Origin of the sequence: Enterocloster sp. HCN-30185 (assembly GCF_037890305.1) — a bacterium.
Classification (GTDB): Bacteria; Bacillota; Clostridia; order Lachnospirales; family Lachnospiraceae; genus Enterocloster.
Genome location: NZ_JBBKBT010000001.1, coordinates 298,656 through 317,885, shown reverse-complemented (window position 1 = coordinate 317,885; position 19,230 = coordinate 298,656). Strand labels below are relative to the sequence as shown.

At 45.8% G+C, this 19,230-nt stretch carries 24 protein-coding genes; 23 read left to right on the top strand and 1 reads right to left on the bottom strand.

The annotated features are described in order from the left end of the window. The first annotated feature begins 15 nt into the window (after nt 1–15). From WKT10_RS01430 to WKT10_RS01400, 7 genes are all read left to right on the top strand, one after another. A complete protein-coding gene (locus WKT10_RS01430; protein ID WP_006772919.1) occupies nt 16–513 on the top strand; it encodes a hypothetical protein in 498 nt (165 codons plus the stop codon). A gap of 13 nt (nt 514–526) precedes the next feature. Next, on the top strand, nt 527–1,327 hold the full coding sequence (locus WKT10_RS01425) for a helix-turn-helix domain-containing protein (protein WP_006772920.1): 801 nt from the start codon (nt 527–529) through the stop codon (nt 1,325–1,327). A 79-nt stretch (nt 1,328–1,406) separates the two neighbouring features. Then, complete coding sequence (locus WKT10_RS01420) at nt 1,407–1,616, top strand: hypothetical protein (protein ID WP_003503778.1); 210 nt, start codon at nt 1,407–1,409, stop codon at nt 1,614–1,616. Between the two features lie 571 nt (nt 1,617–2,187). Further along, nucleotides 2,188–2,832, top strand: coding sequence for a hypothetical protein (locus WKT10_RS01415; RefSeq protein ID WP_340274946.1), 645 nt, complete (start codon nt 2,188–2,190; stop codon nt 2,830–2,832). 1 nt (nt 2,833) lies between these two features. Then, nucleotides 2,834–3,145, top strand: coding sequence for a UxaA family hydrolase (locus WKT10_RS01410; protein ID WP_066544754.1), 312 nt, complete (start codon nt 2,834–2,836; stop codon nt 3,143–3,145). Next, nucleotides 3,142–4,323, top strand: a complete 1,182-nt coding sequence (locus WKT10_RS01405) for a UxaA family hydrolase (RefSeq protein ID WP_340274944.1) — start codon at nt 3,142–3,144, stop codon at nt 4,321–4,323. Before WKT10_RS01410 ends, WKT10_RS01405 begins: the two co-directional genes overlap by 4 nt. A 36-nt stretch (nt 4,324–4,359) precedes the next feature. Beyond that, a complete protein-coding gene (locus WKT10_RS01400; RefSeq protein WP_337434244.1) occupies nt 4,360–5,814 on the top strand; it encodes a GntP family permease in 1,455 nt (484 codons plus the stop codon). A gap of 109 nt (nt 5,815–5,923) precedes the next feature. Here WKT10_RS01400 and WKT10_RS01395 read toward each other — a convergent pair whose 3' ends face one another. Further along, complete coding sequence (locus WKT10_RS01395; protein ID WP_066544749.1) at nt 5,924–6,589, bottom strand: GntR family transcriptional regulator; 666 nt, start codon at nt 6,587–6,589, stop codon at nt 5,924–5,926. A 153-nt stretch (nt 6,590–6,742) separates the two neighbouring features. On the opposite strand from WKT10_RS01395, the gene WKT10_RS01390 reads away from it, so the two are divergent. The 16 genes from WKT10_RS01390 to WKT10_RS01315 all read left to right on the top strand — a co-directional run bounded on the left by WKT10_RS01390 (nt 6,743) and on the right by WKT10_RS01315 (nt 19,177). Beyond that, the gene (locus WKT10_RS01390) at nt 6,743–7,471 is read left to right on the top strand and encodes an NAD-dependent protein deacylase (RefSeq protein WP_340274941.1); all 729 of its coding nucleotides are present in this window, start codon (nt 6,743–6,745) and stop codon (nt 7,469–7,471) included. Between the two features lie 14 nt (nt 7,472–7,485). After that, nucleotides 7,486–8,481 (top strand): aldo/keto reductase, encoded by a 996-nt coding sequence (locus WKT10_RS01385; RefSeq protein ID WP_337932920.1) that lies wholly within the window; start codon nt 7,486–7,488, stop codon nt 8,479–8,481. 52 nt (nt 8,482–8,533) lie between these two features. Beyond that, entirely contained in the window at nt 8,534–8,740 is a 207-nt protein-coding gene (locus WKT10_RS01380) for a DUF951 domain-containing protein (protein ID WP_340274938.1), read from the top strand. A 132-nt stretch (nt 8,741–8,872) separates the two neighbouring features. Then, on the top strand, nt 8,873–9,160 hold the full coding sequence (rpsF, locus tag WKT10_RS01375) for a 30S ribosomal protein S6 (RefSeq protein WP_066544744.1): 288 nt from the start codon (nt 8,873–8,875) through the stop codon (nt 9,158–9,160). A gap of 47 nt (nt 9,161–9,207) precedes the next feature. Continuing rightward, nucleotides 9,208–9,684: a single-stranded DNA-binding protein gene (locus WKT10_RS01370; protein ID WP_066544742.1), complete on the top strand. Its 477-nt coding sequence runs from the start codon at nt 9,208–9,210 to the stop codon at nt 9,682–9,684. Nucleotides 9,685–9,726: 42 nt separating this feature from the next. Beyond that, a complete protein-coding gene (rpsR, locus tag WKT10_RS01365) occupies nt 9,727–9,996 on the top strand; it encodes a 30S ribosomal protein S18 (protein WP_066544740.1) in 270 nt (89 codons plus the stop codon). Nucleotides 9,997–10,563: 567 nt separating this feature from the next. Beyond that, complete coding sequence (locus WKT10_RS01360) at nt 10,564–12,063, top strand: tagaturonate reductase (RefSeq protein ID WP_066544737.1); 1,500 nt, start codon at nt 10,564–10,566, stop codon at nt 12,061–12,063. 118 nt (nt 12,064–12,181) lie between these two features. Then, nucleotides 12,182–12,664: a DUF2812 domain-containing protein gene (locus WKT10_RS01355; RefSeq protein WP_340274932.1), complete on the top strand. Its 483-nt coding sequence runs from the start codon at nt 12,182–12,184 to the stop codon at nt 12,662–12,664. Next, nucleotides 12,664–13,569, top strand: a complete 906-nt coding sequence (locus WKT10_RS01350; RefSeq protein ID WP_340274930.1) for a hypothetical protein — start codon at nt 12,664–12,666, stop codon at nt 13,567–13,569. The genes WKT10_RS01355 and WKT10_RS01350 overlap by 1 nt, the downstream gene beginning before the upstream one ends. 168 nt (nt 13,570–13,737) lie before the next feature. Further along, entirely contained in the window at nt 13,738–14,085 is a 348-nt protein-coding gene (locus WKT10_RS01345) for a TnpV protein (RefSeq protein WP_055220253.1), read from the top strand. Between the two features lie 123 nt (nt 14,086–14,208). Further along, entirely contained in the window at nt 14,209–14,523 is a 315-nt protein-coding gene (locus WKT10_RS01340) for a helix-turn-helix domain-containing protein (RefSeq protein ID WP_055220256.1), read from the top strand. A gap of 250 nt (nt 14,524–14,773) precedes the next feature. After that, nucleotides 14,774–15,718 (top strand): ParM/StbA family protein, encoded by a 945-nt coding sequence (locus tag WKT10_RS01335; protein ID WP_066544733.1) that lies wholly within the window; start codon nt 14,774–14,776, stop codon nt 15,716–15,718. Next, nucleotides 15,715–16,167 (top strand): hypothetical protein, encoded by a 453-nt coding sequence (locus tag WKT10_RS01330; RefSeq protein ID WP_066544731.1) that lies wholly within the window; start codon nt 15,715–15,717, stop codon nt 16,165–16,167. The genes WKT10_RS01335 and WKT10_RS01330 overlap by 4 nt, the downstream gene beginning before the upstream one ends. A gap of 793 nt (nt 16,168–16,960) precedes the next feature. Continuing rightward, nucleotides 16,961–17,341 (top strand): plasmid mobilization protein, encoded by a 381-nt coding sequence (locus WKT10_RS01325; protein WP_066544730.1) that lies wholly within the window; start codon nt 16,961–16,963, stop codon nt 17,339–17,341. Continuing rightward, the gene (locus WKT10_RS01320) at nt 17,290–18,531 is read left to right on the top strand and encodes a relaxase/mobilization nuclease domain-containing protein (RefSeq protein WP_340274925.1); all 1,242 of its coding nucleotides are present in this window, start codon (nt 17,290–17,292) and stop codon (nt 18,529–18,531) included. Before WKT10_RS01325 ends, WKT10_RS01320 begins: the two co-directional genes overlap by 52 nt. Before the next feature lie 28 nt (nt 18,532–18,559). Next, a complete protein-coding gene (locus tag WKT10_RS01315) occupies nt 18,560–19,177 on the top strand; it encodes a DUF6040 family protein (RefSeq protein ID WP_143331325.1) in 618 nt (205 codons plus the stop codon). Nucleotides 19,178–19,230 lie beyond the last annotated feature (53 nt).

The following is a 19,230-nucleotide window of genomic DNA, read 5'->3' as shown; positions in this document are numbered from 1 at the left end:
CGGAATTGTGGTAGAATGAAAAAGAGAAATGTAGCAGGAGGTGGAAATGAAATGTATAACCTAAATTGGTCAAGAAGTGACCTCACCCGGCAAAAGCTGGGGACGTTCTGTGAATACTACGCAAAAATGTCATTAGCCTCTTATGGAGTGAGCATTTATACTTCCGAGGTTGATGACCATGGAATAGATTTTATTGCAGAAAGCAAGAGAGGATTTTTGAAGTTTCAAGTTAAAGCCATTCGCAAAGGAACAGGCTATGTTTTTATGCGGGAGGAATATTTTGATATTTCAGACCAATCACTTTACTTGTTCTTGCTTTTGCTAAATGATGGCGAACACCCCATAGAATATTTAATTCCTGCGACCACATGGGATAACGACAGTAGTAATACTTTTGTTTACCATTCATACGAGGGTAAAAAGTCGAAACCAGAATATGGCCTAAATATTTCTGCCAAGAACATTCCGCAGCTCGAAAGATTTAAGTTAGAAAATATGATAACGGCAATATAATGAGGAACAAAATATGGCTTTAACCATTCAAGAGCGCCTAAAAGACCTGCGTGTAGAGCGTGGGCTGACGCTGGAACAGCTTGCGGAGCAGACCCACCTCTCCAAGTCTGCGCTGGGCAGTTATGAAGCGGAGGATTTTAAGGACATCAGCCACTATGCCCTTATCAAGCTGGCGAAGTTTTACAGCGTGACCGCCGATTACCTGCTGGGGCTGTCCGAAACAAAAAATCACCCAAACGCCGATCTTGCAGACCTGCGTGTGAGTGATGATATGATTGAACTGTTGAAAAGCGGGCTGGTGGATAATTTCCTCTTGTGTGAACTGGCGGTACACCCGGATTTCCCCCGGCTCATGGCTGACCTTGAAATCTATGTGAACGGAACGGCAGTCAAGCAGGTACAGAGCGCAAATGCCATTGTGGATATTATGAGCGCAACCATTATGAAGCAGCACAATCCCGGCTTGTCCGACCCGCAGCTAAGGCAGCTTATCGCCGCCCATATTGACGATGACAGCTTTTGCCGCTATGTAATACAGCAGGACATAAACGGCATAGCCCTTGACCTGCGGGAAGCCCATAAGGACGATTTTTTCAGCGTCCCGGAGGACAATCCTCTGGAAGATTTTTTGCAAGCCGCAGAAGCAGCGTCCACTCCGGGCAGCGACCCGGAACAGGCGGCGATGGCGTTTATCTGTAAACGGCTCAAGCTGAACTATGGGAAGCTGTCGGAGGAAGAAAGAAAGTGGCTGAAAAGGATTGCGCAGAAGTCGGACTTGCTGAAAAACCCAAAACCGCAGCGGGGGAGAAAGTAAAGGGATAAATCGGGATTTGGCAAAGGCGTGTATATGAAAAAGTAACTTCCAGTTTGCAAGAGAAAGGTATGGTGAGCGAATGAGAATATTATACGAACTTTCATGGTTATGGGAGACGCTGGTTATTGCGCTTGCGGTTGCGGCTGTTTGCGTGGTTTGCGCCATGCTAATCTGTAAGGCAGTAAAGAAGAACCTCAGCAAAAAAACGGCGGCAGTTATCGGCGCAGCAGCGTTTGCGGGCGCTGTTTTGGCAGTCATTGTGATTGCCCGGACTCCGATGCCGCTTTGATTAAACGGGATGCTTGATTGCCTGTGCATAAGTACAACTTCAAGTTTATCGGGGAAATAGCAAAGCCCTAAAACGGCTTCCCGCCCATTTCAATTTTGAGAGAAAAATCCGTCTGTTTTTTCGTGAGTGTGTCCACAAGTTCGGGACATTTTGTCCCGAAGTCCGGCGTGGGACGAGGAACGGGGGCTTTCATATACGCCCTGTCTGCTGATAAAACCAGTCCTGCGTTTGCGGCTCCACGCCACGCAATCACAGCCCTGCTTTCCTGCCGCTTCAAATGCCCTTGCCCTCTCCGGCGGCAACGGCATTTTCACGGCAACGCCGACAGAGCGTATAACACACTACACTTTGCGAGCAAAGTCGTGTGCCAAGGGGCAAGCCCCTTTGGAAACCCCTGACAACAAAACAGGCTGAATATCCCGCACTTTCCCGGTGCTTGATACTCAGCCTTTATTTGTTGTCAGCAGCCCCCGTTTCGTGGTCTGCGTGTAGTTCCTTGTAAACTGACCTAACCGTAAATGAAAACCATTCCTACAAGGCCATTTCCAGTCCCTATGCTGCTACAGGCGTTTTGGAGCACAATCCCATCCATGAGGATATGGTGTATGCGGCCAGAGCAGTGAATGTTCAGTTTATCTTAAATGTAGCATTAAATGGGGAGAAAAAGGTAATTGCAGCCTTTGCAGGAGATCTGGAAAAGGCTCATGAAAAAGGCGTGGAGTTTGTCCGCGGTCTGGCTCAGTGTCCGGGCATGACGGGAGATATCGTTATTACCTCAAACGGCGGTTATCCTCTGGATCAGAACCTGTATCAGAGTCCCAAGGCAGTGGCCACAGCAGAGGCCTGCTGTAAAGACGGCGGAGTTATCATCATGTGTGCCTCCTGCTTTGACGGTATGGGCGGCACTCATTTTGAAAAGTTGATCGTTCAGGGAACGGTGGATGAAATTGATGCTTATTTGTCAAAGATTCCTCCCAGAGAGACGATCCCGGAGCAGTGGTGTGCACAGATCTATTCCAGGATCTTAAAGAAGCATAAGGTGATTCTTGTGACCACCTATCTGGATCATGAGATGGTACGCAAAGCCAATATGATCCCGGCCTCTTCGCCGGATGAGGCTCTTGAAATGGCCTATGAGATGATGGGACGGGACGCAAGGGTGATTGTTATTCCCGATGGCGTGGCAGTGCTGGCAGTAAAGGAACAGGAGGACTAAGATGGAGCTTAAGCTGGCGTTAAAGGTAGACGATCTGGACAATGTAGCTACCATTTTTGCCGATGATATCACAGACGGCACGGTGGTAGAGGTCCGGGATAAAAAGGGGCAGAAGGAAGAAATCTGCGTCCATGGGGATGTTCCCTACGGTCACAAGATCGCAGTGACGGACATTCCGAAGGGAGCTCATATTATGAAATATGGAGAATCCATTGGAGCGGCGAGCACGGATATCAAAAAGGGTGATTATGTCCATGTGCATAACCTGGATGCATTAAGAGGCAGAGGCGATCTGGAGGAGGTGGAGCAATGAGCGAATATACATTTCAGGGATATCGGAGAGCCAATGGAAAGGTTGGCGCCCGCAATCTGGTAGCTGTGATCCCCAGCGTTATCTGTGCTAATGACGTAGGCCAGGCAATCTGCCGTCAGGTGCAGGGAACCATCGGATATTTTCATCATCAGGGCTGCTGCCAGCTTCCCATTGACTTAAAGAGAGTGACGGACACCCTTTCCAATCTGGGACAGAGCCCCAATGTGGGAGCGGCGCTGATCGTCAGCCTGGGCTGTGAGGGAACAGACCACGAGCGGATGGTGGAAGAAATACGGGCAGCCGGAAAACCGGTAGAGATTATCCGGATCCAGGAGCTGGGAGGAACCTCCAGGGCAATCCAGGCCGGAATTGATGCGGCTCAGAGACTGGTTCAGGAGATTTCCGGACTGCAGAGGGAAACGGTTGATATTTCTGAGGTAGTCATGGCAATTAAATGCGGTGCTTCCGATACTACCTCCGGTATGGCTTCCAACTGCGTGATCGGTTATGTGGCAGATAAGCTGGTAGACCTGGGAGCAACTGTGGTATTTGGGGAAACCACAGAATTCTTAGGCGGCGAGCACATTCTTGCTAAACGGGCAGTAGGCGGAGAAAACGGCCCCATAGGCCAGAAAGTCTATGAAATCGTAGATCGGATGGAAAAACGGGCTAAATCTGTAGGAGAGGATATGAGAGGCGGTCAGCCTACACCGGGCAATATTGCAGGAGGACTTTCCAGTATTGAGGAAAAGAGCCTGGGAGCGATCGTAAAATCCGGCCATCGGCCGATCCAGGGAGTTTTAGAATATTGTGACCGGGTAGACGGACAGAAGGGGCTGTGGATCAAGGATGCTCCGGGACGGGAACCGGAGATTCTGACCGGAATGGCGGCCACGGGAGCGCAGTTTATGATGTTCTCCACTGGAAGAGGAGCACCTCAGGGCTTTCCGTCCATGCCTGTAATCAAGATCTGCGGCAATCCTCATACATATGAGCGGATGCAGCACGATATGGATCTGAATGCAGGACGGATCATTCAGGGGGAAAAGACGATCGAGGAGGTAGGAGAAGAGGCCTTCCGTCTGATGCTGGATGTTCTTTCAGGAAAAATGACAAAGAACGAGGCACTGGGCTATTACGGATCCATGGATATTTTCTGCCTGGGTCCTGTAATCTGATATTTGGGGTTTAATCATGTAAGGGGGTAATTATTTATGCTGAATCCTGTATTAGCTATGGCAATCGGTATTGTCGTTATGATGGTACTGATCATTTTTACAAAAATGCATGCATTTCCGTCACTGATCATCTCGGCAATCCTGATTGCGGTTCTTGCAATGCCATTTGGTCCGGAGGGAGCCACAGTTGCGACCCTGACCGAATGTGTAAGCACCGTTACCAAGGGCTTTGGAAACACTATGGCAAGTATCGGCGTTGTAATCGGCTTTGGCTGTATCATGGGAATTTTCCTTGAGAAGAGCGGCGCTGCCAAGCGTATGGCTCTGACAATCCTTAAAATGGTCGGTGTAAAGAACTGCGATGTGGTTCTTGGACTTACAGGCTTCGTAGTTTCCATTCCCGTATTCTGCGATTCCGGTTTCGTTATCCTGTCCTCTCTGGCAAAAGAGTTTTCACGCCTTACCAAGAAATCCATGGTTTGGCTGGGCGGCATTCTTGGTATGGGACTTTACATTACCCACTTTATGGTTCCGCCTACACCGGGTCCTCTGGCAGTTGTAGGAACCTTCCAGGAAAATGGTTATAATCTGGATCTGGGAATGTATATCATTTTTGGTATCCTGATTTCTGTTCCCCTGTTTATCTTTTCTGTATTTCTTTTCCGTTATTTTGGAAAGAAATACCCGGATCTGGTTGTGCCTTATGAGATCGACCGTTCCAAGTACAGTGAGGGCCAGTTAAAGGTTCTTGACCGCATTCAGGAAAAACAGAGCCGCAATGAAGATCTTGCTACAGAGGATTTTGCAGATCTGCTGGCTGCTGAGAAGCTTCCCAGTGCATTTTTATCCTTTGCCACCTTATTAGTACCCATTGTTCTGATCTTTGCCAACACTCTGGTAGGACAGATCGGAGCGCTTCAGGGAACTGCATTTGCAGAGTGTGTGAAATTCCTCGGACAGCCGGTTATGGCGCTGTTTATTTCCCTCTGCATGGGCGCATTCCTTCTGTGTGCGGAATATGACCGCAAGACCTGTGTGGATCTGATGCAGGAAGCCTGTCGTGATGCAGGTCCTATCGTATTCATCACAGCAGCAGGCGGTGCCCTTGGCGCAGTTATCAATGCGACAGGCGCAGCAAAGATGATGGCAGACGCAATCGTTGCTGCGGGAGTTCCAGGTATTTTAGTACCGATTATCATTGGTGTCATCATGCGTTTCCCGCAGGGCTCCGGAACCACAGCTATGATTACAGGCTCCGCGATTATTGCCCCGATGATCAGCACACTGAATATCAATCCGTATCTTGCAGCACTGTCACTCTGTCTGACAACCATGTGCCCAAGCTACTTAAACGATTCCTATTTCCACGTTGTAACCAATTTCTCCGGTATGGATATCAAGACCAGCTTAAAGACATGGACGATTGGATCTATTCTGGTTCCGGCATTTGGTTCAGCTATTTTCTGCATCCTGTCTATCTTTATCCATTGATGGGAAGAATGCAGGACTGTGATATGATATGAAAAAAGAGCTGTCTCTTCTAATTTGGGAGATGGCTCTTTTTTTGCGGGTGCGCCGGCTGTCTTTGTATGGAAATACATCAATCCTGATGCATCTGGTCCAGATATACGATAATGGCATCCTTTGCAAGAAGCAGGTGTTCCCGATTGATCCGGTCTGCCTCTTTGACATTTCCGGCCAGTACATTTTGGATAATCTGTATATGCTCGGTCAGGGAATCGTCAAAACGCTTCCGGCTTTTTAAGGAATAGATGCGGAACCGCTGAACCATGGCGTAGACGCGTTCATAGGTACTGATTACCAGATTATTTCCGCTGAGCTGGATCAAAAGCTGGTGAAGCAGAGTGTCCTCTTCCACATAACGCTGTATATCGTCCTGGCTGTGATAGGTTTTTAAGCGTTCCATGCAGTCGTTTAATTCATGGTGTTTTTCTAAGGTCAGACAGTTTCCGGAACGCATAATGGCATAGCTTTCCAGCAGGATCCGCAAATCGAACACATCTTCAATATCCTTTGGAGTGTAGGTTTTTACAAATACGCCCCGGTTGGGATATTCTACAGCAAGTCCTTCGGATACCAGCTGGCGCAGGGCTTCACGGATGGGGCTGCGGGAAATCTCCAGTTTTTTTGACAGCTCTGTTTCCTGGATCTGCTGTCCTGGCGCATAGACGCCGCTGCAGATATCATCTCTTAATATCTCATATACCTGCTGTTTGATTGTAGTAATTCTTCTGATTTGGCTCATGTATGTTATCTCCGGGATCGAATGTTTAATTTCTTTTATCATATCATCAGAGGAAGTATAAGTAAACGGGCAGGAGCAATTTTGTTTTTCATAGTGAATCTAAACGAAACCCGTGCTATAATAGGTTCAAAATCCGGCAAAGGAGGAAAACTCATGGATGAAAAATGGCAGCAGTTAAAGGAGTGGATTCAGGAAAGCCAATATATAGTTTTCTTTGGAGGTGCTGGTGTTTCTACTGAGAGCAAAATTCCGGACTTTCGGAGCGAGGACGGGCTGTATCGTCAGAAGTATAAGTACCCTCCGGAAACAATCATCAGCCACAGCTTTTATATGAAGAATACGGAGGAGTTCTACCGTTTTTATAAAGACAGGATGATTTATAAAGAGGCTGTACCCAATGACGCCCACAGAGCGCTTGCAAAGCTGGAGCAGGAGGGGAAGGTAAAGGCTGTTATTACCCAGAATATTGACGGGCTTCATCAGATGGCAGGAAGCAGGGAGGTGCTGGAGCTGCATGGCTCCGTACACCGAAATTACTGCACCCGCTGCGGACAGTTTTATGATCTGGATTATATAACGAACAGTGAAGATGTTCCCAGATGCACCTGCGGCGGCACAGTCAAACCGGATGTGGTTCTGTATGAAGAGGGACTGGATGATACGGTTCTGCGCCGCTCTATCGAGAACATTTCAAAAGCAGATCTGCTGATCGTGGGCGGTACGTCTCTGGCAGTCTATCCGGCTGTCGGCCTGATTGACTATTATAGAGGAAAGAAACTTGTGCTTATCAACCGTTCTGCCACTCCCAGAGATTCCCAGGCAGATTTGATCATTAACGACAGTATCGGCCAGGTCTTAGGAGCCGTGGCCGGTATCAGATAGAGGAGGAAATAATTATGTATCAGGCAGCAGAAAACAGATATGACCATATGAAATACAGACGCAGCGGAAGAAGCGGCGTACTGCTTCCGGAGATTTCTCTGGGGCTGTGGCAGAATTTTGGACTGGAAAAGCCTCTGGAGGAGCAGAGAGAGATCCTTCTTCGGGCCTTTGATCTTGGGATTACTCATTTTGACCTTGCAAATAATTACGGCGCTCCGGCCAGAGGAAAGGCGGAGGAAAATTTTGGAGCCGTTCTGGCATCCGATCTGGCTTCCTACAGAGACCAGCTGTTTATTTCCACCAAGGCCGGTTATGACTGCTGGCCCGGTCCTTACGGTAACTGGGGCTCCCGCAAATACCTGATGTCCAGTCTGGACGCCAGCTTGAAGCGCATGGGCCTTGACTACGTGGACGTATTTTACCATCACCGTCCGGATCCGGATACTCCTTTAGAGGAAACCATGGGCGCTCTTTCCGATATGGTGCGCCAGGGAAAGGCCCTTTATGTGGGAATTTCCAATTATGAGGCAGAGGAAGCAGAGCGGGCCATTGCCATTTTAAAGGAAAATAAGACCCCGTGTCTGCTTCATCAGCCCCGCTACAATATGTTCGAGCGTTGGTGCGAAGATGGGCTTTTTGAGGTTCTGGATCGGGAAGGAGTAGGATGCATCTGCTACAGCCCATTGGCTCAGGGGGCTTTGACGGGACGGTATTTAAAGGGGATTCCTGAGGGCTCCAGAGCGTCACGCAGCAACACCACAGTAGGAGGGCGCTACCTCACGCCAGAACGCCTGGAAAAAATCCGCGCGTTAAATGAGATGGCAGAAAATCGTGGTCAGAGTCTGGCTCAGATGGCTCTTTCCTGGATCCTTCGCAGAAAGGAAGTGACCAGCGTCCTCATCGGCGCCAGCAGCGTCGCCCAGCTGGAGGACAATATAAAGGCTCTGGACGGACCAGTATTTACAAAAGAGGAACAGGAGGCCATTGACCGTATTCTGGCAGATTCCTAAGAACAGGCAGAATAGGGACAAGGGCAGAGGAATAAAAAAGGGAGAGCGGATTATGACTGAAAAACCAGATTACCAGATGGGAGACATTGTGAAGCTTAAAAAGCCTCATCCCTGCGGCAGCAGCGAATGGGAGATCCTGCGGGTGGGGGCGGATTTCCGCCTAAAATGCACTGGCTGCGGCCATCAGATCATGGTGGCCAGGAGGATGGTGGAGAAGAATACCAGAGGCCTGAAAAAGAGCGGCGGAGAAATGTCCTAAAACCCATGAAAAAAGCGAAAAAAGGGCTTGCATTTAAGCAAAACCTTTGGTAGAATAACTATTCGTGACATATTAAATCCTTGCTCCTGAAACTGAAAGCAGGGGCCAGAGACCACAAGGAGGTAAAGCAAGATGAACAAGTACGAATTAACCGTTGTTCTGAATGTGAAGCTTGAAGACGAAGAGCGCGCAGCAGCACTCGAGAAGGTAAAGGGTTACATCACCCGTTTCGGCGGTACTGTAACTAACGTAGATGAGTGGGGTAAGAAGAGACTTGCATACGAGATCCAGAAGATGCATGAGGCTTACTACTACTTCATCCAGTTCGAGTCTGATTCTGTATGCCCGAACGAAGTAGAAGCTCACGTTCGTATTATGGAACCAGTGATCAGATACTTATGCGTTAAGGCTGAGGCATAAGAGATACCCAGACCGCTTAAGCGGAATTGAAAAGGAAGTGTGACCGTATGAACAGAGTTATCTTAATGGGCAGATTGACAAGAGATCCGGAAGTAAGATATTCCCAGGGAGAGCGTTCTATGGCGATTGCCAGATACACTCTCGCAGTGGACAGAAGAGGCCGCAGAAATCAGGATGGAAACTCCGAGCAGACTGCAGATTTTATCAACTGTGTGGCATTTGACCGCGCAGGCGAGTTTGCAGAGCGGTATTTCCGCCAGGGCATGCGTGTTCTTGTATCCGGACGTATCCAGACAGGAAGCTATGTAAATAAGGACGGTCAAAAGGTATACACCACCGAGGTCATCTTAGATGACCAGGAGTTCGCGGACAGTAAGGGTGCGGCTTCTGATATGGGCGGATATGGACAGTCCGGTTACGGACAGTCTGCGCCTTCTCAGAGACCGGCTCCTGCCAGCGCGATTGGTGATGGGTTTATGAATATTCCGGACGGAGTTGAGGACGAAGGACTTCCATTCAACTAGACCGGGATTCTTCACGGTGAATAATAAAGGAGGACAACACCAATGGCATTTAATAAGACTGAAAGACCAGAGGGCGCTAAGATGAGAAGACCGGGCGGTATGCGCAGAAGAAAGAAAGTCTGCGTATTCTGCGGCGACAAGAATGGCGTAATTGATTATAAGGATGTAAACAAGCTGAAGAGATACGTATCCGAGAGAGGAAAAATCCTTCCCCGTCGTATCACTGGCAACTGCGCAAAGCACCAGAGAGCTTTAACTGTAGCTATCAAGCGCGCACGCCACATCGCTTTAATGCCTTATACATGTGAATAATTTTGACATGGGAAAGTCCTGGAAACTTGGTGTTTCCGGGGCTTTTTTCGTTTTTTGTACTCAAATATTTATTAGGGCGTACACCTTTTACTCAAAAAATGCTCAAGCTTAATATCCCCCTTGGCCTGGGGGTATGAATGGGGTATAATAGGCCTGTACAGACATAAGCTTGAAATGAAGAACCGGACATACCGGAACATATTTCCTTTGTATTCGATGCACAGTATTATTCAGATAATAATCCGGATTTGAGAGAAATATACGGTGATGATCTGCCGTCCTATTATAATCATTATATGGACTGTGGCTGGGCTGAGGAACGGATTTGCCATTAAAAAATTTATAAAGAGCGGAAAAGTTGTCTGTTTTCTTATGAAAGAGCCATGTAAGAAAATGTAACATTGATAAAAAATACACAATACCGAGAAACACAACAAATTTTACAAAAATACAGCTATAATTTTCATGTTTTCTACAAAATAAAATATTTCTATTTAAAAATGGTAAATACCTGTGGTAAAATAAAGTACAAAGATGGTTCACAAAGGAAAGGAGAGAACATTTATTATGGCACTTTTAAATTATGATGTGTTGAAGAAATCCGGCTATGACGGATATATCCTGGAGGATGCCCCTGTAAAGGTCCTTCAGTTTGGCGAGGGAAATTTCCTTCGTGCATTTGTGGATTACTGGTTTGATCTTGCAAATGAAAAGGCCGGATGGAACGGAAAGTGCTGTCTGGTACAGCCCATTGCTCCGGGTCTGGCAAAGATGATCAACGAGCAGGAGGGTCTGTACACCCTGTATCTGCGCGGAAGTGAAAATGGTCAGAAGGTAGACGACAAGCGTGTGATTTCCAGCGTTGCAAACTGCTTAAATCCATATGAGAAGGCTGACTATGACAAGATGATGGAGGTTGCCGCAAGCGACGATCTTGAGATTATCGTATCCAATACGACGGAGGCAGGTATTCAGTATGATCCTTCCTGCCAGAAGGATGACTGCCCTCCTGCAAGCTTTCCTGCAAAGCTGACACAGGTGCTCTATCATCGCTATCAGGCTGGAAAGTCCGGTATTATCATGCTGGCCTGCGAGCTGATCGACAACAACGGCAAAGAGCTGTTGAAGTGCGTAAATCAGTACATTGAGCAGTGGGGACTTGAGGACGGATTTAAGAAGTATGTCAATGAGGACTGCACCTTCTGCGGTTCCCTGGTAGACCGTATCGTTCCGGGCCGTATCCGTGATGCAGAGGAAGTAAAGGCTCTGGATGCAAAGAACGGCTACGAGGATCCGCTGACGGACGTTGGCGAGGTATTCGGCGTCTGGGTAATCGAGGGTGACGAGAAGTTAAATGATGTTCTGCCATTTAAGAAGGCCGGACTGATGGACAAGGTATTTGTAACACCTGATATGAGCCCATATAAGAAGAGAAAGGTGCGTATCCTAAACGGCGCTCATACTGGCTTTGTTCTGGGTGCATACCTGGCAGGAGAGGATATTGTCCGCGACTGCATGAACGATGAGGTGATCAAGGGCTTCATGAACAAGATGCTCTATGATGAGGTGATCCCAACCCTTCCTCTGGACAAGGATGACCTGTTAAAATTCGCAGCAGCTGTATCTGACCGTTTCAATAATCCATTTGTAAACCATGAGCTGATGAGCATTTCCTTAAATTCCACCTCCAAGTGGAAGGCAAGAAATATGCCGTCCTTCCTGGAGTACATCAAGGAAGAGGGCAGGCTGCCTGAGTGCCTGACCATGTCCCTGGCTGCATACATTGCATTCTACAGCAATGACATCCAGGCTCTTACAGATGCAGGTCTTGTATGTAAGCGTCCGGCCGGCAATGAGTATACCGTAAGCGATGACCGCTGGGTACTGGAATTCTACTACGACCATAAGGATGATTCTGAGGAGGAGCTGGTACATGCTGTTCTGACCAATGAAAAAATGTGGGATCAGGATTTGACACAGATCGAAGGTCTGGAGGCCAAGGTTACAGAAAACTTAAAGAAGATTCATACAGAAGGCGCAAAGGCTGCATACGCAAGCTGCCTGTAATCGCCGGAAAATGTGTTAAAACCGCTGAAAGCAGTGCCGCAGAAAGCCTGAAATGGGCTTCTGCGGCATTTTTCAGTTAAATGGAGAAGAATGTGGCAAAAATTAAGGGGGTGTGCCTGTGAGAAACCGAAAACGCCGAATGGAGAACTTTACATTTTACGATTACAGAGAAATCTGCACCCATCTGGAGCAGATGGTTCAAAAGGGGGGGATGCTCAAAAGGATTGGGCTGTTCTGGGAGTATGAACGGATCGAACCGGCAAGACTGCATTTTGCAGTGTCTCATTGCAGGGGGATAAAAGAGGAGATTGAGGAAAAGGACGGGGGCCGGCTGCCACAGGATGGCTGGAAGCAGGTCTGCCAGTCGGACCGTATGGGAATCTACTGCTGCAGCCGGGAGGAGGCGCCTCCTTTTGGTAGTACGGCAAAGGAGGAGCTGGAAGCGGTTCGTGGGATTGGGATAAAAAGATATCTTTTTTCAGGGCTCCTTGTTTTTGCAGCAGCCCTGCTGCAGGAGTGGACTTTTTTTCATCTCTGGGCCGGGATTTTACAGGAGTGCTGTCTGACGGGGGCCGCCTCTTGGGAGGCATTTGTTTTCTGATGGTGGTTTTTATTTGCCTGGGCGAGACAATCGGTTGTATTTTATGGTATTTACGGGCAAAGAAGGAGGTTCTAAAGGGCAGGCTCCCTTCTGCGCGGGGAATGGGGATAGTTCGGAGGATTCTGTTTGGAATGCTGTCGTTTATGATGATACTCTGGACGCTGAGAACGCTGTTTGGCGGAGGTTTGATGGAGCGCTGGCTGGTGGTTCTTGGAGTTGCCTGTTTCAGCCTTTTATTTGGCATAGTGTATGCGGGAATGGGATGGATGAAAAAAAGGGGCCTGTCAGGGAGAGGACATCAGATCGCAGGAATGATCGCCGCATATTTTATTTCGTGTTTTATGCTGGGATTTCTTACCTTGGGAATTTTGAAGGCGTCTGACAGAGGCATGTTTATTTCAGATGAAAAGGAAACCTATGAGTATGGGGGAAGAATCTGGGAGGTGTCTCAGGATGAGCTTCCACTTAAGCTGGAAGATCTGACGGGGGAGAGCTATGAGGAATATACCAGAGAAAATGATAAAAAGGAATCCCTGCTTCTCAGGCAGGAGAGCATTTCCCAGAGGCCTCGCCTGGATGCGGAAAATTTCAGGGAACTGCCGGAACTGGAGTATAGCCTGATAACTGTGAAGCTGCCGGTGCTTTATGACCGGTGCAGGCAGGCTCTGATCCGGGAAGGAGAGCGCCATTATCCGGAGGGAGACAGGATTTATCAGGAAGAGGATGCGAGGCCCTGGGGAGCCATAGAAGCATACCGTATCTATGATTCCAGATATGGTTTCCGAAATCAGTATCTGATATGCTGGGAAAATGTTCTTGCGGAAATCCATTTCCCATGGGAGCCGGATGAGGGGCAGAAAGGGATCGTGGAAAAAAATTTAAATAAATTAGCACTCAACTCTTGATAATGGAAGTCGATTTTTGTCCTGTCTTGTGTATCCTAGAAGCGCCTGTTTTACAGGCTTTCCGGGGCATCAGTCATTTTGTCTGGTATTGTAAAGCAGTGTCAGATTTGTCGTAAATGTCGTAAATTTGTGGTCAAAAAATGATGAGAAATGGAGAGTGCTAATAAAATGAAATTAACGTATACGAATGTAAATGGATATCTGATTCCGAATCTCACCTATAAATCCGGTGAGCAGATGGAGCAACTTGGAAAGTATGGTTTTCTTCGTAGAGATTATCTGAAAAACCATCGAAATTCAACCTATCAGGTGATGCTTCTGCAGGATACGATTGGAGAGCATCTTCTGGAAGTGGACAAGGCAGCCAGGGAACGGGAAGAAGTGATTCTGAAACAGTTGGAAGAAAAAGAACCACTGCCGGATAAGGAGAAAGATCAGATGGCATGGGTAAGAGCTGCCAATCAGCACAGAGCGATTGCAGAAGAGATTATCCTGAAAGAATTGATTTATGTATAAGGATTGCCAGTAACTAATCTGGCAGGTAACTGATAAAAATAGAATATTGTGAGCGAAGTAAGACGTGAGTCATAAGATATGGCTTGCGTCTTTTTCTTTTGAACTGGAAAGGAGGATGGGAGCATGGCACAGATTTTTCGTGTAGAGAAAACTAAGAATTTTACGGTAATGAGTAATCACCATTTCAAGAATAAGAATCTGACATTGAAAGCGAAAGGCCTATTGTCACTGATGTTAAGTTTACCAGAGGAATGGAATTACAATATGCAGGGACTGGCAACACTGAACAGAGATGGGATTGATTCTGTTCGTTCTGCAATTAAGGAATTAGAGCATCATGGATATGTGGAACGTCATAGATTGCGTAATGAATATGGCTTTTATGGAGATACCGAATATATTATCCGGGAAGTTCCATTAGGAGAAGAAAATGATTAAGCGAAGGAGAAAATGCCTAATGGTGGATAGTCCAATTTTGGATAATCAGGTCATAGGAAATTCCTATCTCCGGACATCAGAAAATAGGAAAACCAGATATGATAAATCCCATATTGGACAAACCGTCGCTATTAATAACCAATGTTATCAAATATGAATTATTAAAAAACCAGTAAATAAAATATCCATCTTATCAATTCACGTAAGTATTAATAGGATTGGATAAGAAAAGAAAGAATGAGGTATGATTATGAGAATGATGAAAAACAACAATAATGAGATAGTTACAGTGATCGGGATTGATCATGGTTATGGAAACATGAAAACTGCCACTAGATGCTTTCCATCTGGTGTAGCCAGATATGACAAGGAGCCAATCTTTCAGAACAATCTTCTTGTTTACAATGGCATGTATTACCAGATCGGAGAGGAACACAAGGAGTTCTGTGCAGAGAAAACGCAGGATGAGGACTATTATGTGCTGACACTGGCAGCTATCGCAAGGGAACTGGATGGGAAAGGTATGAACCGGGCAACGGTACATATCGCAGCCGGACTTCCCCTTACCTGGGTAGCTACACAGAAAGAAGACTTTCAGAAATATCTTCTCCAGAATGAATGTGTAGATTTTACATTCCGCAATAAAGAGTATCATGTAGAGTTCGCAGGAGCTGATATTTACCCACAGGGATTTGCAGCAGCCTTTTACCGCTTACAGGATTTTAAAGGCATCAACATGCTGGTGGATATTGGAAACGGAACTATGAACATCATGTATATCAACAATTCCCGTCCATTAGAGAAGAAATGCTTTACAGAGAAATATGGAACACATCAGTGTGTGCTTGCTGTAAGGGAATCCCTGCTGAAAGAACTGGGAACAGTGGTGGACGATCTGGTGATTGAGCAGGTAATCCGTACCAGGACAGCAGATATTGGCGAGAAATATCTGACAGTCATTCGTAAAGCTGCCGGAGATTATACGAAAGAAATCTTCCATAAGCTGAGAGAACGGGAATATAATCCAGAACTGATGCGTCTGTATGTGGTCGGCGGTGGCGGTTGTATGATCCAGAATTTTGGAGAATATGACAAGAGCCGGGTGACAATTGTACGGGACATCTGTGCCACAGCGAAAGGCTATGAAGCAATGACCGTAAGGAAAATCCAGAGAAACGGAGGGATGCTTGTATGAGAAAAGAACGGAAAATCATCAATACCAATATCCGTTTGAACCTTTGTGATGAACAGGACAGGCAGGCATGGGAATATTTGCAGACGATGGACAGGGAAAAATATAAATCGTACACCAGAGCAGTTGTAGTTGCTTTAAACGATTATTTTTCCAGAGAGTACAGGAATGAAGCAGATCCGTATCTGGAAACCAGAGAAAAGGAAGATGCTTTTCTGGAAAGAGTGGAAACAGCAGTCCGGGATGGAGTGAAAGAATCTGCCCCGATGGCTATAGCGAAGAATCTGATGGAAATGCTTGTACCGTTTGTAAAAGAATCGGTAGGAGAAATTAATCTGCTGGACAGAACACTAACAATGGAGAAAACGGATGGAGAGATTGCAGAAGATAATCTGGACTGGGAGAAAGAAGCTGATATGGATGCAGCACTGGATTTTGCAGACAGTTTTTAGATAGTTATGAAATAGCAGTAACAGGAAAACAGACTGACAGTAAGGAATAGCTTTACAAAAATAGAATAGCAGAAAAAGACAATGGCAGTGGTGACATTTCAGATATTATGAATTGGAGAAATGTTTATGACTGCTATTTTTATGTCTTTTAGCAGAAATGGAAAGAGATCCAGAAAAAGAAAGACAGAAATAACAGGAAAATATAACAGAAAAGCGTTGGCAGATGGGTGATTGAACAAGCAAGGCGAAGAAAAGAGATAGAGTGCCGGATACGGCACATGATTGTCCGATACTTCGCATCGGAGTGATGCAGGAACAGTCTGTTTCAGAAAGAGAAAATCTATGGAAATGGGAGCTTTTCTATTTCTTCCACAGTCTGTCCCTGCACCACAAAACCACTGTCATCTCCATTTAGGGTTGATAATGCAGTGTGGAAATGTTGCTTGGCTAGTATCGGTTTAGTAGTGGGAAGATGACAGGCAAGTTTCGCAAAGTGGCAAGCCACTCTGCACCGGAGCCAGCCTTTGGGCTGTTCCTAAACTTGCCAGAGGGCTCCGCCCCTTGGAACCCCGGCACGCCAATAACGTAAGTAATCCTGCTAAATGTCCACCGGACATTCCTTCGGATGACTTACTGATTGACTAGGACGCTGTCCTGCACCTGCCAAAGGGGAATATTGCATTTCCCCTTATGGAATCCCCTGCTAATCTACCAGCCGGATGCTAATCTACCAGTCGGAAAGGTTATGGCTGATTTATAAAAAAGATAGAGTGGAGAAAGGAAACGAAGATTTATGCGAAAACGAAATTATACGGTAACGATACGAATGAATAAAGCAGAGTATGATCTGTTTCAAAGCAAAGTAAAAGAATCCGGAAGAACACAGCAGGAAGTAGTAATAAAAGCAATCGCAGATTTGAAGATAGCTTCTACAGAGGAAGTGGAAGAACTAAAAAGATTGAATCAGATGTTTGCCGACATTCTCAGTCAGCTTCGTGGAGCTACTACAAATATCAATCAGATTGCAAGAAAGCTGTATACAGATGGAGAAGTTCCAAATGACAGTACGCTGTATTTCCTCAATAAAAGTATTCTTAAGTACCGGAAGGAGAGTGAAAAGATATGGCTATTAATAAGACGATTAATAAGCGGACAAATACACATGGAGCAATGAGAAACTGCATCGAATATGTATTGCGTCAGGACAAGACCAGTGAGCAGCTTACCTATGTGACTGGCCCGTACTGCCATGACGAGATCAATTATGATCTGGTGTACAGAGCATTTTTAGAGGAAAAGAAGGTGTGGGATAAAGATTCTGGAAGGATGTACGCCCACAATATTATTTCCTGGCACAAGGACGAGCAGATCACACCGGAGCAAGCATTTGAATTTGGAAAAGAGTTTGCAGAAGAATGGTTTCGGGGATTCCAGACCTTAGTGGCTGTGCATAAGGATAAAAACCATATCCATTGCCATCTGGTTACAAATTCTGTGAGTTATGAAGATGGGAGAAAACTGCATAACACCAAAAAGGATCTGGAACGTATGAAACAGCTTACTAATCAGATGTGCCGAGAACGTGGACTGACAGTTGTCGAGAAAGGAAAGCACTTTGATGGAAGCCAGATTGAAAAAGGGGAAGTTATTGCATGGAGCAAAGATAAATATAACCTGTTCTGTCAACAGGTAAAGGATAGTTTTGTAGCGGACTGTGCAATGGCGGTATTAAAGGCACTGGAAAATTGTATCAGCAAAGAAAAGTTTATAGAAAAAATGAAACAGTTTGGATGGAATGTAAACTGGACAGAAAAGCGGAAACACATCACATTTCAGAATCAGGATGGAAAGAAAGTGCGTGACAGCAATCTGTCAAAAACATTCCATCTGGACATCAGTAAGGAGGGCTTAGAGAATGAATTTAATGGAAATAGGGAAAAATCCAGAGTTGCAGCCGACAGAGACAGCAGATCAGACGAAGAACTCAGAAACTATTACAGAGAGCTTGACGCAGCCATTACAGACACCAGAGGAATCACCAATCAAGCTCAAAGCGGAGAGGGATATTCTCGTACAGAGTTTCGAGAAAGCGAAAGAGTTCATGCGAACACAGAAAAAGCAGATACAGACACTGGAAGAAGAGAAACAGACGATCTTATCCGACAGGCAGAGATTGCGAGAAGAAGTTCGGAAATCAACCGTAGAAATTCAGCGTTTGACAACCGAACTGTCCGAAACGCAGAAGCTGAATCAATCGCTTCAGCAGAGCAACGACGACTTGAGGAACAGAAACGGATTGATGAGCAGGAGCGAGCAAGAGCGGCTCGAAGAAGAAATAAAAGACGTTCGGGACCGGAACTCTAAATTACAGATACAAGTGAACCAATCATCTGTGGAAGCGGTGGAACAGGCACAGCAGAAACAGGAAGAAGCTGAAAAGAAGGTAAGGACAATACAATGTCAATATAACAAATTACAAGAGAATGCAGAAACGATGAAAGAAAAGGCGGATCAGAAAATAAAAAGTCTGAAACAAGAAATGAAAGAAAAAACAAGTTTCTGGCAGATGGCATATATTATTTTTTTAGTATTTGAGATGATAGAAAGCACAGTAGTTCAGAATGATTTAATTGCTTGTATAAAAGTTCCGGTAAGAGTTTGGTGTAGGTATGTAGAATGGGTAATTCGTCCATCAGAATTAAATATTTGGGGTGAGAAGGAATATTTTTCAACAGAATGGTCGTGGTGTTTGCGAGTTATGGCAATTATTATCATTGTCGGAGCAGTAATTGCCGGTGAAATGTTTGTTCTGAAGAAAATAGAACAGTATCGAAGAGTGTGGGATAAATATTCCATACGGTTTATGGTGGTCAGTTTAGAGATGATTATTGTATCAGGCGATGTGTTGAGAAGATGTATGCCAATAAATCTTGTGGTATTATTTGGAATAATAAATATCGCTGTCATAGAAATAAGGATTTATTATCGTAGAGCTAATGAAATATATTAAAAATCAACAATGGTTATCAAAAACCAAATTTGATTATTGACAATCAATAATGT